Source organism: Brevundimonas fontaquae (assembly GCF_017086445.1).
Taxonomy (GTDB): domain Bacteria; phylum Pseudomonadota; class Alphaproteobacteria; order Caulobacterales; family Caulobacteraceae; genus Brevundimonas; species Brevundimonas fontaquae.
Genome location: NZ_CP070968.1, coordinates 1054661 through 1069816, shown reverse-complemented (window position 1 = coordinate 1069816; position 15156 = coordinate 1054661). Strand labels below are relative to the sequence as shown.

11 protein-coding genes are annotated in these 15156 nt (G+C 67.3%); 5 read left to right on the top strand and 6 right to left on the bottom strand.

What is annotated here, in order from left to right; translation table 11 throughout:
• Positions 1-4 precede the first annotated feature (4 nt).
• The 3 genes from JX001_RS05160 (at position 5) to JX001_RS05150 (ending at position 6683) form a co-directional block, all read left to right on the top strand.
• Complete coding sequence (locus JX001_RS05160) at positions 5-988, top strand: FecR family protein (RefSeq protein ID WP_205682573.1); 984 nt, start codon at positions 5-7, stop codon at positions 986-988.
• Positions 989-1070: 82 nt separating this feature from the next.
• Positions 1071-4067, top strand: a complete 2997-nt coding sequence (locus tag JX001_RS05155; RefSeq protein ID WP_205682572.1) for a TonB-dependent receptor — start codon at positions 1071-1073, stop codon at positions 4065-4067.
• A 138-nt stretch (positions 4068-4205) separates the two neighbouring features.
• A complete protein-coding gene (locus tag JX001_RS05150; RefSeq protein WP_205682571.1) occupies positions 4206-6683 on the top strand; it encodes a S9 family peptidase in 2478 nt (825 codons plus the stop codon).
• Here JX001_RS05150 and JX001_RS05145 read toward each other — a convergent pair.
• The 3 genes from JX001_RS05145 to JX001_RS05135 form a co-directional block, all read right to left on the bottom strand.
• On the bottom strand, positions 6619-8379 hold the full coding sequence (locus JX001_RS05145; RefSeq protein ID WP_205682570.1) for an asparagine synthase-related protein: 1761 nt from the start codon (positions 8377-8379) through the stop codon (positions 6619-6621). The genes JX001_RS05150 and JX001_RS05145 overlap by 65 nt on opposite strands.
• Position 8380: 1 nt before the next feature.
• Positions 8381-9061, bottom strand: a complete 681-nt coding sequence (locus JX001_RS05140; protein ID WP_205682569.1) for a lasso peptide biosynthesis B2 protein — start codon at positions 9059-9061, stop codon at positions 8381-8383.
• A 624-nt stretch (positions 9062-9685) separates the two neighbouring features.
• Positions 9686-10174, bottom strand: a complete 489-nt coding sequence (locus tag JX001_RS05135) for a helix-turn-helix domain-containing protein (protein ID WP_205682568.1) — start codon at positions 10172-10174, stop codon at positions 9686-9688.
• Positions 10175-10419: 245 nt separating this feature from the next.
• On the opposite strand from JX001_RS05135, the gene JX001_RS05130 reads away from it, so the two are divergent.
• The gene (locus JX001_RS05130; protein ID WP_205682567.1) at positions 10420-11127 is read left to right on the top strand and encodes a GntR family transcriptional regulator; all 708 of its coding nucleotides are present in this window, start codon (positions 10420-10422) and stop codon (positions 11125-11127) included.
• Here the strand turns inward: JX001_RS05130 and JX001_RS05125 are convergent.
• Positions 11076-11678 (bottom strand): GntR family transcriptional regulator, encoded by a 603-nt coding sequence (locus tag JX001_RS05125; protein WP_205682566.1) that lies wholly within the window; start codon positions 11676-11678, stop codon positions 11076-11078. The genes JX001_RS05130 and JX001_RS05125 overlap by 52 nt on opposite strands.
• A 363-nt stretch (positions 11679-12041) precedes the next feature.
• On the opposite strand from JX001_RS05125, the gene JX001_RS05120 reads away from it, so the two are divergent.
• Complete coding sequence (locus JX001_RS05120) at positions 12042-12887, top strand: hypothetical protein (RefSeq protein WP_205682565.1); 846 nt, start codon at positions 12042-12044, stop codon at positions 12885-12887.
• A 237-nt stretch (positions 12888-13124) separates the two neighbouring features.
• On the opposite strand, the gene JX001_RS05115 is transcribed toward JX001_RS05120, so the two are convergent.
• Both JX001_RS05115 and JX001_RS05110 read right to left on the bottom strand, forming a co-directional pair.
• Complete coding sequence (locus tag JX001_RS05115) at positions 13125-14456, bottom strand: ATP-binding protein (protein ID WP_205682564.1); 1332 nt, start codon at positions 14454-14456, stop codon at positions 13125-13127.
• Positions 14453-15106 (bottom strand): response regulator, encoded by a 654-nt coding sequence (locus JX001_RS05110; protein WP_205682563.1) that lies wholly within the window; start codon positions 15104-15106, stop codon positions 14453-14455. Before JX001_RS05110 ends, JX001_RS05115 begins: the two co-directional genes overlap by 4 nt.
• Positions 15107-15156: the final 50 nt, after the last annotated feature.

The window sequence follows — 15156 nt, the reverse complement described above, 5'->3', positions numbered from 1 at the left end:
CGCCATGAGCGACCCGCAAAGCGCGGTCGGCGCTGCGGACCGTGAAGCCGCCGAATGGCACGTCCGCCTCGGGGAGCGCCCCGTGTCGGCCGATACGCTCCATGCGTTCAAGACCTGGCGCGAAACGGCGGGCAACGCCGAGGCCTATCGCAAGGTCGAGGCGCTGTGGCGAACCACCGGATCCCTGTCGTCGGACCCCGACATTCAGGCCCTGACCCAGGCTACGCTCCGGGCCTCAAAGCCCCGGGCGCGCCGCGCGGAATCCCAACGCCTCATCCCTGCCGCGCTGGCGCTTGTCCCCGCGGCGGCGATCGCCGTCGCCCTTCTTTTCTGGCTGCCGAACCGGGGCGTCTACGAGACCGAGGTCGGGGGCCGGCGGACCGTCGCCCTCGACGACGGCACCCGCGTACAGTTGGACACCGACACGCGCCTGCGCGTGCGGTTCGCCTCCGGCGAACGCCGTATCGTGCTGGAGCAGGGCCAGGCCCTGTTCACCGTCGCCCACGACGCCGCGCGGCCCTTCCGGGTCGAGGCGGGGGGCACACAGGTCACCGCCCTGGGGACGGTGTTCGACGTGCGGCGCGAGGCCGTCGGAGCCCAGGTCACCCTGGTCCAGGGCGCGGTCGCGGTCACGGACGCACGGACCGCAGCGGGCCAGTGGCGTCTGGCTCCCGGTCAGCAGGTGCGGACGGTCCGTCCCGACGCAACCCCCGTCATGGTGGATCCGGCCGTCGAGACCAGCTGGTCCGAGGGCCGTCTGGTCTTCCGGGACACGCCGCTCGGCGAGGCGATCGCCGAGGTCAATCGCTATCTCCCGGACAAGATCGTTCTGGCGGACCGCCGCATCTCCGCGGTCCCGGTCAACGGCGTCTTCGCCACCGGCGATCGCGAGGCCTTCGTGGCCGCCGTGGCGGACCTGTTCGACCTGACGGCCCAAGCGGAGGCCGACGGCCGCGTCCGACTGACGGCGCGCTCCGTCGGCGGATAATAATTTCGGCTCTCAACTCAGATGAGCCGGCGTCCTTTCGTCTCCTGTTCGACGCGCCCTTGCGTCGGAGGGGACCTTGCTCATGACCATCCGCACCCGAAGCCTGCTTGCCGGCGTCGCGCTCCTGCCCATCGTCGCCGCAGCCTTGGCGCCGGACGCGCGCGCTCAAACGGCTCAGCCCCCGCGATCCCAGACCCAGGCCGGTCCGGCCGGTGCAGCCCGCGACTTTGATATCGCCGGAGGGGCGCTGGACGCCGCCCTCGTCGCCTACGCCCGACAGGCCAATGTGCAACTGCTCTACACGGCCGATCTCGTCGCCGGGCTGCGCACACAGGGCGTCGCGGGGCGTCACCCGCCCGAGGCCGCGCTCCAGCGGCTGCTGGCAGGCACCGGCATCCGCTGGTCGCGCAGTCGTCCCGGCGTGATCGTACTGCGCCGATCGATCAACGCCCAGGCGGACCCAGGGGAGGCGACCGAGATCGACGAGGTGATCGTGACCGGCACGCTGCTGCGGGGGCCAGGCAGGTCCCCGTCTCCGGTCACGGTCATCTCGCGTGGGGAGCTCGACCGACGCGGCGACGCCACGGTCGCCGATGCGCTGGTCCGATTGCCGCAGTCCTATTCCGGCAACGCCACGCCCAACAGCCTGCTGCTCGGCGCCGACTCCCTCGGCAGCAACACGGCGACGGCGACGGGCGTCAATCTGAGGGGACTGGGAGCCGACGCCACGCTGGTGCTGGTCAACGGGCGACGTCTCGCCGGTACAGGCATGAAGGGTGAGTTCGCCGACGTCTCCGCGCTCCCCGGCGGTGCGGTCGAGCGTGTCGACGTCCTGCTCGACGGAGCCTCGGCCCTCTATGGATCCGACGCCGTCGCCGGCGTGGTCAACGTCATCCTTCGGCGGACCTACGAGGGGCAGGAGACGCGACTGCGCGCCTCAGCGGCCCGAGGCGGAGGCGAAGACCTGCTGGCGTCTCATCTCGTCGGGACGCGATGGCAGGGCGGGTCGGCGCTCCTGTCCTATGAGTACCAGCATCAGTCTCCCCTGAACTCAGCCGACCGGGACTACACGGCGACAGGCGACCTCAGGCCCTGGGGCGGGACGGACCGGCGCAGCTTCTATGGGCCGCCCGGCAGTATCGTGGTCTTCGACGCCGCGCGCGGCGCCTATCGCAGCACCTATGCGATCCGGCCCGGGCCGGACGGAACGGCGCGAACTCCGGCCGACTTCGAGACCGGCGGCGCCAATCTCGGCAATCGTCGGGCAGGCGTCGACATCCTCCCGCTCCAGGAGCGTCACAGCGCCTACGCCAGCGTACGACAGACCCTCGGCTCGCATGTGGAAATCTCGGCGGACGCGCGCTTCAGTCGGCGGGCCTATGAGTACGCGAACCTGGCCCCTGTCAGCATCCTCACCGTCGGCCGCGCCAACCCCTTCTTCGTCTCGCCGACGGGCGCCGCCTCTCACCTGATCGCCTACAATTTCATCGGCGACCTGGGCCCGACGGAAAGCTATGGCGTCTCGCGAAGCCTGGGCGGCACCACCGGGATCGAGATCGCACTGCCTCGAGACTGGACGCTGGAAGCCTACGGCGCCTTCGCCGAGGAGCTGAGCGAGGGCGGCACGGACAATCAGCTGAACAGCACCTTCCTGGCCGAGGCGCTCGGAAACACCGCCGACAATCTCGCTACGCCCTACAGCGCGCTGCGGGACGGCTACTTCAATCCTTTCGGATCAGGCGACGCGAACGGCGAGGCGGTTCTCGACTTCATCTCTCAGGGCTACACCTGGTCCCGTTATCGTAGCCGGATCAGCTCGGCCAACCTGATGCTGGATGGATCGCCCCTGACTCTACCCGGCGGGGATCTGCGGATTGCGGTGGGGGCGGCGTTCCGGCGCGAAGCGTTCAACCGTCGCAGTCGCAACTTAGCCTCAGGCCTCGCGCCGGTCGTCACCATCGGCGATCCCCAGGTGCGTGACATCGGCGCGGTCTTCGCCGAGGCGCGAATTCCCCTGGTCGGCCCCGCAAACGCCCTGCCGGGGATCGAGCGTCTCGAGCTCACTCTCGCCGGCCGCGCCGAGCACTATGACGACGTCGGCTCGACCACCAACCCCAAGATCGGCCTGATCTGGCAGCCGTCCGAGCCGGTCACGGTTCGCGCGAGCTGGGGGACTTCGTTTCGGGCGCCCGCGCTCACCGAGGTGTTCGATCGTGTGCAGCTCGGTCCTCTGACGGTCGCCGACTCAGGCGTCAGCCGCGTGGCCATCCTGCAGTCCGGCGGCAATACGGATCTGGAGCCTGAGACCGCCGAGAGTCTGACGGTCGGCATGGAGTGGGCGCCGCGCCCCGGGCTGCGCTTCAGTGCGGGTTATTTCGATATCCGGTTCGAGAACAAGATCGGCCGACCGGCGATTGAGAACATCACGAGCATCCTCGTCGATCCCAGCCTGGCCCCTTTCGTCACGCGTCTGACACCGGGCGACCCCGCCGATCTGGCGCGCGTCCAGGCCTTCCTGGCGGACCCTCGCTTCACGTCGCCGAGTCTCTATCCGGCGTCGGCCTATTCGGTGATCCTCGACGGCCGATGGGCGAACACGGGCGAGCTCTCCGTCGAGGGCTTCGACCTCGGAGCCAACTTCGACTTCGCCCTGGGTGACAACGCCTTCGGTCTCTCGGTTTCGGCCTCGTATCTGCTGGACTACAGCCGGCGTGTGACGCCCGTCGCCACCCGCGAGGATGTCCTGGGTCTCGTCGGCTTCCCTGTCGATCTGCGCACCCAGGCCGCCGCGACCTGGACTCGCGGTGACTGGTCGACGCGGATCGGCGTCAACCACGCTTCCGACTATCGCGATGTCGCTGGACGGACGATCGATGCCTTCACCACGGCGGACCTGCAGGTTCGCTGGGCGGGCGTCGGGCGCGGCCTGGCCGAAGGGATCGAGGTCGCCCTGACGGTCCAAAACCTGTTCGACGCGGATCCGCCCTTCTACGATTCGCCTCAGGGCTTTGGTTTCGACCCGGGTCAGGCCGGGCCGCTGGGCCGGGTGGCCGCCTTCCAGCTGATCAAGCGCTGGTAGGTCGCCATGTCAAACTCGACTGTGAGCGGACGCCCGACGGCGTCCGCCAGGTGGCGCGCGCCTGTCCGTAGCATTCTCGCTGTTTCGCTCGCCGCCGCCCTGGCGGCGGGCCTGACCATCCCAACATCAGCGCGATCCATGGTGCAGGACGGCGTGACGGTCGCCGCTGATGCCGTCTCGCCGCCGGCGGCATTGAGCCCACGCCGACCTTACCGGGTGGATGACATGCTCGCCGCCGAGTCATTCGGTAATGCAACCGTCGATCCCACAGGGCGATGGGCCATCTTCGAGCACCGTCCAGCCTATGAGTCCGCGACCGCGTTCGCGTTCGGTCTGCGCAATCCCTGGACCGTCAGCCGTCTCGAGGTGGTCGATCTCGCCGGGAATCGGCCGGCCGGCCGGCTTCTGGCGGAAAGCGAGGGCGACGGCCATGTGCTCGGCCCTTGGTCGCCATCCGGGCGCAGACTTCTGGTCTTCCGGCTGCGCGACCGCCGCTGGCAGGCCGGGGTCGTCGAGATGCCAGCGCGGACCGTCCGATGGTTCGCCCCGACTCCGGAATTGTCGACCTTCGGCCAGGCGGCGCAGTGGCGCTCGGACGACGAGCTTGTCCTGCTGATCAGACCTGATGGGTCCCTCCCCCAATGGCTCGACAGCGGCGGACGTGGCGTAAGGGCCCTCGCCGCCCGCTGGCGCGCAACGGAGGCTGGCGGGCCGGCGCAACGGACCACGCTCGGCAGCGGCGCCTTCGCCGCGGACATGCCCGAGATGCCCGAAAACCAAGCGGTTCGCCTGGATGTGGCGACCGGCCGGTTCACGACGGTCGCCGCCGGCCGGTTCTACGACCTCGAACTCGCCCCGGACGGCGACCACCTGGCACTGGTCGAGACGGGCGCCGCAGCCCCCTTTGATCCCGCCGGGGCCTTTGAGCCCCAGGCGATCGACCGCGAGCGGCGTCTCCGCCTCAGCGACCTGAGAACCGGCGACCTGTCCTCGCCCCTGGGCGAGGCGGACGTCGCACCCAGCCTCCTCAGCTGGTCCCCCCTCTCAAACCGACTGCTGGTCTGGACGCGGGGTTCGGCCGGCTGGACGGCAGGCGATCTCGTCGCCTTCGACCCGACGACCGGCGCGGCGGAGCGATATGCGCTGGGCGACCTCAAGCCCTACACAGGCGGGGGGGTCGCCGCCTTCAATACCGTCTATGCGGACTGGCTCGGGGACCGTCCGATCCTCTTTGGACGATCTCCGTCGACGGCGCGCGACGACTGGCACCGGCTCGGCGCTGGCGGGCCGGTCAACCTGACAGAGGCTCTGGCCCAGCCCTCGTCCGAGATCGGCGCAATCGACGGTGAGCGCCTTCTACTCCTCGCGGGTGGCCGGCCCTGGGCGGTGACCGCTGCGGGCGAAGCGGACCCATTGGCGGCGGCCGCAGGAACTTTGAGCGGCTTTGACGGGGCGGGCTACCTGGACTCGCAGCGCCATCAACGCAACTCGCCCCCGCGCCGGTCCTGGTTCGCGGTGCGAACGCCGGCCGGCGCCGTCCTGCGGCCCGGACTCGATCCCGCGGTTGAGGTCGTCGAAGAAGACGCGCGGTTCGGAGTGTACGCGGGAGCCTTGGGCGTCATCACACGCTCGGTCGACAACGGCGTGCAGCGCTTGCGACTGGAGCAGCCAGGCCGTCCTCCAAGGACCCTCGCAACGATCAACCAATACCTGGCCGAGGTCGATTTCCCGCCGCCCGAGCCGGTGCGTCACCTCGGCCCGGACGGCCGCGAGCGCACGAGTTGGCTCTATCGCCCCCGCAGCTGGCAGGGCGAGAAGACGCCTCTCGTCGTCCTGTCCTATCCGGGAGGCCCCGCCGCCCCGCCGGCTGAACCTGCAACGCTCAACGCCTGGGCCAATCCCCACCTTGTGGTCGGAGGCGGATACGCCGTGCTTATCCCAGTCCTCGCCCTCGACCGGGACAAGGAGCCGGCGGAGGACTACGCGAAGGACGTCCTGGCGGTCGTGGACGCCGCCCTGGCCCAGTACCCGGATCTGGACCCCGGCCGGATCGCCCATTGGGGCCACAGCTTCGGAGGCTATGTGGGGTTGGTCGCCGCCACCCAAACGGATCGGTTCAAGGCCATCATCGCCGTGGCCGGCCTGTCGGATCTCGCAACGGCGTGGGGCGAATTCTCGCCGTCCAACCGTGACAACCCCGAGTTTGGCCTGTCGCTCCGCCAACGCATCGGCTGGGCCGAAGAGAGCCAGGGGCGCATGCGCGCCCCGCCCTGGACCGCGCCCGACCGCTATGTGCGTAACAGTCCCCTGTTTGCTGCGGACAGGATCACCGCGCCCGTGCTCCTCGTTCATGGAGACCGTGACCTTCTGCCAAGCACCCAGTCGGAGATCATGTTCTCGGCGCTCTGGCGTCAAAACAAGGATGCGCGGCTCCTCACCTACTGGGGCGAAGGCCATCACCTCTGGAGCCCGGACAACATCCGCGATCTCTACGCCCAGATCGTGATCTTCCTCGACCGCACACTCGGCGCGGGTGCGCGGGTGCCAGCCGTCACGCCGCAGCCCCGATCGCCTCCCAGCGTCGAATCCAGCTCTCCGTCACCGCCGCCATCGTGAAATCCGGCACGCTGCCCTTCCAGAGCAGACGATCGACGTCGAGCAAAGCCTCGGTCCTGGCCCGGTCGATGATCCCGCGCGACGCGAGCCGACCCTCGAGCAGATACTCTCGCAGGAAGGGAAGGCTGGCGGCGGCCTGGCGTCCGAAATAGGCGGTCATCTCGCCCTTGGACCGACGGTGGAGGATCTCCGGCGGCAGGCGATCGGCGAAGGCGGCTCGCGCCAGTCTCCGGTCGGCCTGACCGTCATCCGTCAGGAGGGGCACGGACAGCCCCAAGGCCAGCTCGACGACCGGTTGAGAAAGCAGCGGATGGATCAGATCAGCCGCTTCCGTCCGTCGGCATTGGCTCTGGTAGGCGAGGCCGGCTGCCACGGACTCCACCTGAAGGCGTTTGGCCGGCGGGACGGCCTCCAGACCCTTTAGCCAAGGGTGCAGCGCCTGGTCGCCTGGAGGTGACACGCTGTCGGGATTGAAGATCGACAAGGCCCTGGCCGACCGATCGAGCGGAAATCGCCTGGGAGTCGTCATGGCGGTCTTCAGGAGTGACCAGGTCGAGCGCCGCGTCCACCTCGCCAGTTTTGGCAGAGCAGGGCTGAACACCGCTCTGATCCCGCGCTCGCGGAGCACATCGACGAAGATCTCCGGGACGCCCATCTGGAAAAAGACGCCGTCGCCGCCCTTTCCCGTCAGCAGCCCGTCGACCCCATGAGCCAGACAGGCTGAGGCGACGGCGGCGTCGAAGGAATAATCCCGGCCATTCACGCCAGGTCTCGGTCCTTTTGCGGTGATGTCGAACCCCTCCATCGTCATCGCCTTGACCGCCCTCTGGACGCAGTGCGGTTCGAATCCGAGGCGATCCCCCAGGACGCGAACGAACCGGCGCTCGTCGCCTTCGGCAAACGGGCCGAACATGTTGAACCAGAGCCTTGGCGAAGCGCCCGCCGCCTTGAAGGACCCCGCGACGATCGCCGAATCGAGTCCGCCGGACACCTCAACGCCCGGCCGATCAACGACGCTGGCGAACGCCGCGAGGCAGCCATCAATCCGATCCCTAAGGCTCGCGGCCCCCTCCTTCGGATCCGTCGTAACGGCGTCGGTAAAGTCGACCGGCCGCCAGAGCGGAGTAACTCGCTCAGCATTGAGATCCGTTAGATCGCCGGCTTCGGCGATCCGGATGCCAATGAGCGGACTGGCGGCGGTCGCATTGATCGGATCACGCAGGAGGCCGCCAATCCGATCCCAATCGATCTGCACCGGGGGCGCCGCCAGCGCCATCAGCCAGTCGGAAAGTTCAGAGGTGACGATCTGGACGCCCTCACGCCGCCACGCCGCACATTCATGGGCGCCCGACGGGTCCCGGACGATCTGCCGGACTTGACCACGGGGGGTCCTGAATAGCCCGATATAGCGCCCCCAGTGTCGACGGATCAGAGCGCGGGCGCGATCCGCGTCCTCACCGCGCCTAGGGATCGCGCATTGATCGTTGTCGAGAGCATCGAACAGATCGCCGAGCACAATAAGATCGTCGCCTCCGGGTTGATGAAGCCTCGGTGGTCTGGGCCCGCGGACTCCAAGCCAGGCCTGGTCCATGATTTGGATCGGGGTGAAGCCCTCCACCTGAGCCTTGGCGACGAGGGCCTTGGCCAGATCAACGCGGCTGGTGTCCGACCAGGCGAGATGCAGAAAATGCCCCACGTCAGATCACCATGATCGGGGTGTAGACGCCGACACGATCCGGTTCGTCGTCGAGGACCGCGTCCCCGACCTGTAGCCAGCAATGGGCGGCGAAGGGCCAGGTGCGAACGCCGAACACCCATTGCGCGTCCCCGCCCGCGTCCCGGATAAGGGTTCGCAGAAGGTGGGCGCGGTACAGGCAGGCGCCCTGTCCAGGAGCCCAGGGAAGAAGCCGGACGAAGGTCGACGTTAGTCTCGCGATCTCGACGTCCGGAAGACCTGGAGATCGGGCGCGTCGGCGATGGGTGGCGAGAAGGTCTGCGAGGGATCTGGACTCAAACCGCCGTCCCTCGCGCCACCAGGACCACCAGAACCGCGTTGCTGCGATCAGGTTCAGCTCAGATGACATTGCAAGGGGAAGCGCTCGTGTGGGCGCGGGCGGCGCCCTCACTCGGGCTGGACCTGGATCGCCGAGAAAGCCGCCCTCACGAAGCTGGGCGATGACCGACCTGGGACCGACGATCCGTTCGCCATGGACCTGGATCACTGCGCCGGCCCCGGGCAGGCAGCTGTAGGCGTCTGTCCGCTCGTCCAGGACAATGACGTCCTCGTCGACGACCGCGAAATGCAGATGTTGCGAGAGGTAGGCGACAACGCCCTCCGGCTCGGGTGAGGGCATGGGATCGGAGATTTGGTTCTGCATGGTGCACACACGCGGCGGCGAGGGACGAGCGCCGGACGGCGTTCGTCCCCGGGCCATCAGGCCCCGCCGTCGTACGGCATTTCCTCGGTCTCCAGCGGCGGGCCGATGAGCGCGCCTCTCGTGAGAACGCTGACGGGACCGAGGTCGATCAGTCGGATGGGGGGGATGCCAGTCATGAGAGCCTCCTGGTTTGTGACGCCGCAGGATTGCGGCTGTTGATGGAGCCGCTCGTGGGCCTCGGGCTGCAATCTATATCTGTCGTGTATTTGGGGTTGCGGCTGGGGCTTCGGTTCAGAGCGTCAGTCGCAAGAAAGCCGCCGCGACGGACGTCGGGCGGCGGAAGCGTATGGAGCGGATGTGGGCGAAAGACGAGCGCCGCGAGCGACGCTCGTCCCTGCCGTCAGGCTACGCCGTCGAACGGCGTCTCTTCGATCTCCAGCGGCGGCCCGACGATCGCGCCCCGGGTAAGGGCGGTGACGGGTCCGAAGCCGATCAGTCGAATCTGAACGGTGCTGGTCATGGTAGCCTCCATTCGCTTGTCGCCGCGGAATGCGGCAGGTCATGGAGCGCCCGGCCCGGGCAGGGTGGCAATCTATATCTGTCGTGTATTTCAGCTGCGGCGGTTCAACCCTCGTCTTCCGGCGGCTTGCCCGCCAGACGGTCGCGGCCCGCGTCCAGCCATGCCTCGGTCTCCTCGCTCTTGATCCGGTTTTCTTCCTCGAGCCGGCGGAAGGTGTCGGTGAAGGCCTCGATCAGCGCACGCGGATCCAAGGTCAGCAGGCGATCGCCCATCGCCCCGACGAACTCGCCCAGGGCGATGAGAAAGATGAGCATCAACTTGGTGTCGGCCGTCTGGCGGGCGAACTCCACCGAGCCCAGCGACGGTCCCAACAGCAGGGACCAGGGATCGCAGTTGGTCGCCAGGGCGAAGCGGTGGACATAGTCGAGGTTCACCCGGCCGGATCCCGCCTCGAAATATTCGTAGGTCCGCAGCGGCAGGTTCATCGCCGTCGCCACCTGCTGGGCGGTCATGTTGCGGGCGCGGCGCACCGTCCGCGCCGCCAGGCCGATCAGCCGTGCATCACTCAACTTTTCCGGTGGATCGGGCGGCATAGGCGTTCGACCTTTCTCCTCCAAAGGTGCTGTGTTCGGCCAGTCCGATCAATGCTGGCGTGTGCGACTTTTTTCGATGATTGCGGAATCAGGTGGCCGACCCGCAAAAAAGCGGCGGGCGCGATACAACCGTATGGCGGCGTTCCCGACGAAGATTTTCGCAGACGGTTTCGCCTCTGTGGGGAACGATAGAGCGACGGACGATCAGGAGCCGGCGGGGGCGCCGGGAAGATCGGGATCTGGTCATGGCGCGTAACCGCGACCCGTTCACCCAGGCGCTCACATCCCTGCGGGAACGGATTCAATTGGGTGTTCTGGCCGGCGGGGCGCCGGTCATCGTCCAGGACGAGGCCGCTCGGCTGAACCTGTCCACCACCCCTGTCCGCGAGGCCCTGGCGCGTCTCAGCGGAGAAGGTCTCGTCGAGCGCGCCGCCTCGGGCGGATACGTCACCCTGCGGCTCGACGCCGCCGCCGCCCGCGACCGCTACGCCATGCAGGCCCACTATGTGCGTATCGCCGTCGAGGCCAATGTCCGGGCCCTTGGATCGCTGCGGCCGCCCGCGCCGCCGTTCGAGGCGGCTACCCCCCTCGTGGCCGTGGATCGGCTGTTCGCCGCCATCGTCTGCAGTGCAGGCAACCAGGTCCTCTGCGAGGCGTATCGGAAGGTCAGCGGGCAACTGGATCTCGTGCGACGGCTCGAGGCGGTCTTGTTCGACGACCTCGGCGCTGAGGCGAAAGCCCTCTATGCGGCCTACGCCGACGAAACCGCGTCCGGATTTGGCATCGCCCTGGATCGCTACCATGACCGTCGGATCGGCGCGGCCGGCGCCCTGGTCGCCCTGGTGCTCAGTGGTGGTCAGACCGGCCCGGCTGCGCCGGACGCGGACGATGCGCGGGGAGATCAGCGGGCCTCGGACATAAGCGCCGGGACACGCGCGCATCGCCGCTCATGATAGGCGTCAAGCTGACCCAGCAGGTCTGGAATGCGACCCTCGACGATCATCGAAACCATCGTCCGGACCATCGCTCCGTCGCTGTCGTCCTGGCCGCGTTCCGCCGTGAGCACCGCCTTCAACCGATCGACGACGCGCTGGTGCGCCAGGATCAGGGCGGCGTTCGAGGACTGTGCGATGACGGCGTCGAAGAGCGCCTGGACGCCGGCCAGGGGATCGACGGCGACGACAGCCTTGCGCAACGGTGTCAGCCCGCGGGGATAGAGGGTCAGGGCGGCATTAAGGTAGGCGAGCTGGAGCTCGAACAGATCAATGATCTCGGCGGCGTCGAGGGCGGGATAGAAATAGCCGCGACCCCGACGGCGCTCGATCAGACCCTGGCCGGCGAGGCATGCCAGGGCTTCCCGCACAGGCGTGGCGCTGAGCCCGACCTCGGCCGCCAGGTCCGTCACCACGATCGGCTCGCCCGGCAGGAACCGTCCGGCAGCCGCAAACCGTTGTACAGCCCCCAGAGCGGCCCCATAGGGATCGCGGGGTTCGAAAGCCTGCATGACGCCCTCAACACTGTCTTGGGCGGACCGGGAAACGGGGGGAGCCGGTCCGATTGCTCAGAATACTGCAAATATTTTTCACACAATGCAAGGTTATATTCTGCACGCGATAAGGTTGCGGTCATCCCGCAATAATGTTGCGGGTTTCTGCATGTAACCGAGGCGCTTCAGCGTCTTTTCATCTTCAAGACTACTGCTCACCCTTCCGGTTGGGGCTGACGCTTCAGCATGGGGACGCACGCGACGCCGCTTCGGCGTCCTCCACGCGACGCACACGGCCTGGGGCTCGAGGTTTGCATTCCGCCGCGCTAGTTGGGACCGATCCGCGCCCCGGAGGTGCGGCAATGCCGGAGGACCAGACCCGTGAGCCAGCGCTTCGAGACGCACGTCCAGTTCACCTGCCCGCAGTGCGCGGCCTATGCGTCCACGGCCGTCGATGTTCCCGAACCGGACTGGGGTGGGGCGGAACGCATGTCGGACCTGAACTCCGAGGGCGAAACGGAGGTGCAGTGCCCGGTCTGCGCCTCGCTCTTCGAGGCCTATGTGATCAACAGCGCGGGCGATTGCGAAGTCACCCTCAAGGAGCACCCGGAGACCCACGTCTCGGCGGACACCGCCTTCTACTCGCCCGAGGAAGACGACTGGTCGGACTATGTCCTTCCCGATGATCCGTTCTCGATCTGGAAGGAGTCTTTCGAACAGGCCCAAGCCTATCTGGAGACCCATGGCTCGGACGATGGCGGCGCCCTGCTGAACCGGATGGTCTTCTCCCAGCACGTCGCCGCGTTGGAGGCGTTTCTCGGCGACACCCTGCTCAAGGCGGTGCTCGCCGATCCGAAACCGCTGGGCCGACTGCTCGCCGGCGACAGGGAGTTGGCCAAGGAGAAGTTCACCCTGGCGGAGATCGAAGCCAGCCCCGAACTCATCCGCGATCGCGTCAGCGCCTATCTGGCGGACATCCGGTATCACAACCTCGCCAAGGTCGATGTGCTTTACCGCACCGCCCTGGAGATCGAAGTTCTCAAGGATCAGGACCAGCGCGAAAAGCTCTTCACCGCGATCCAGCACCGGCATGACTGTGTCCACCGCAACGGCCGCGACAAGGCCAACGAGAGACTCACCGTCTTCACCAAAGCCTATGTCAGCGAGACCGCCCACCTGTTCCGAATGCTTGTCGAACGAATCGACACCGCCGTCTCGCCGTTCTGAGCGGCGGGAAGAAAAGCCGTCTTCTCCGGGGCGTGGTCAGGGTCACGCCGATCCGCAGTCGGGGGAGGATTTGCGGACACCCTCATCCTAGGTGACTCCCGCTGACATCTTAAAAGCGCCAGCAGCGGACATTGGTTGGCAGGCCTGAAGCGGACATTCGGCCAGCGCCGGCTTCGACAGCCGTCATCGAACCTTAGCGGGCGCTTTAGCTTAAGGCGCGGCATGCCGATATATTCGTCAATCGACCGGCTTGCCTGAGTTATGCATTGGTCCTTGCGCTTGCTCCGGAATTGTCACCTCAATACGAAGGCCCCCACCTGCCGATCGCAGAAACTGCACCTGCCCCCCATGGGCCTTCACAGTCGCGAGGACGATAGAGAGGCCCAGACCGCTTCCCCCTGAAGGCGCATTGGACGCGCGAAAGAAGCGCCTGCCCAACCGATGCAGATCCGAGAAGGCCACCCCCGGTCCGTCGTCCTCGACGATCAAGCGTCCCGAAGTCGGATCGTAGCTGATCAGGATCGAGGATGCCGCGTGCGCCTGCGCATTGGCGAGGAGATTGGCGGCCGCTGCACTGAAGCGATCCGGATCCACGTGGAGCAGCGCGTCACCTTCGACGAAGGTCACCCGACCATCCCCCTCCGCTCCTGCAAACAGCGAACGAAGCGACACCCAACGGCGATCCTCTAGACCGACCGGCATGTCGTCTTCGCGCGCGAGGGCGAGCAGTCCTGTGACGAGGCGGGCGGTGCGATCGACGGAAGTCTGGATTTGCTCCAGCGCGCGGCTTCGAACGGCAGGGTCCGAAGACGACGCCGCAATCTGCGCCTGGACGCGCAAGCCTGCCAGAGGCGTACGCAACTCGTGCGCGGCGGCGGCTGTGAATTCGGCCTCGCGACGCCGCGCTGCGCCAAGGCGTGACATCAGGTCGTTCAGCGCCAGGGCAAAGGGACGGAGTTCGCGAGCGTCCGGCGATACGTCCAGCGCGGTCAGATCCTCGGCGTCCCGTACCGCAAGACTGCGGGTCATTTGCCGGATCGGCGCGAGCCCCCGTCCGACCGACCACCAGATCAGCACACCCAGCGCCAGCAGGCCGAGGACTGCTGGACCGATCAAGGCGGTGACGACATTACCGACCAAATGTTCGCGGACAGCCAGATTGTCCCCGACCATGACCCTGAAACCGGCGTCACGGTCGTGCACCGTGTAGACGCGCCAGCGCTCGCCCCGGATCGTACGTTCGGAGAACCCGTCCGCTCCTTCGGACAATCGCTCGGCAGGCGCGCTTTGCGACCGACCAATCAGATCGCCTTCCAGCGACCAGATCTGGCAGGAGAGCTGACGGTCGTAAACATCGGCCGCCCCAGTGTCCGGGGCCTGGATCGCTGGACGGACGCTTCCGGCCTGCATCAGGGAAGAGACCATACGAGCCGATTCCATCAGGCGGCGGTCCAGCACCCGTTGCACTTCGGCCCGGGTCTGGATTTCGACCCAGAAGACGGCGCCGCCCCAGACCAGAGCGGTCACGAGGGCGAGAGTGGCGAACAGACGCAGGCGGATCGAGCTCATTGCAGGGTGTATCCCACGCCGCGCACGGTGCGGATAAAGCCCGCTCCCAACTTGGCCCGTAGATAGTGGATATGCACCTCTACGGCGTTGGAGCCGATCTCCTCCTGCCAGCCGTAGAGCCGTTCTTCCAACTGACTGCGCGACAGCACCTGCGCGGGTCGTTCCATCAGGGCTTCCAGAATGGCGAACTCACGTCTCGAAAGGGGAAGGTCACCGTCTTCACGCCAAGCCAGGCGGGATTTGGGATCGACGGTCACCCCGCCGTGGCGCAAGGCGGGTGTCGAGCGTCCAAGCAGGCGACGCCGCACCGCGCGCAATCGCGCTGCCAGTTCGTCGAGATCGAACGGCTTGCCGACATAGTCGTCTGCGCCGGCGTCCAGACCCAGAATGCGGTCCCGACTGTCGTCGCGCGCCGACAAGACGACCACGCCGACATCCATGTCGCGCTCGCGAACAAAGCGCAGCACCGAAAGTCCGTCGCCGTCGGGCAGGCCCAGGTCCAGCACGACCGCATCGAACGCCGAACTCTCAAGCGCCGCAAGGGCGTCTTCCACCCGCCCGACGACCTCGACCGTCCAGCCGCAAGCGCTGAGCCCGACCTGCAGACCGTCGGCGAGAACGGGATCGTCTTCTATGGCGAGCAATCTCATGCGGTGTGACGTGCAAGCTCCGGCTTAAGCCTGACTTAAGCTCGCTTGCC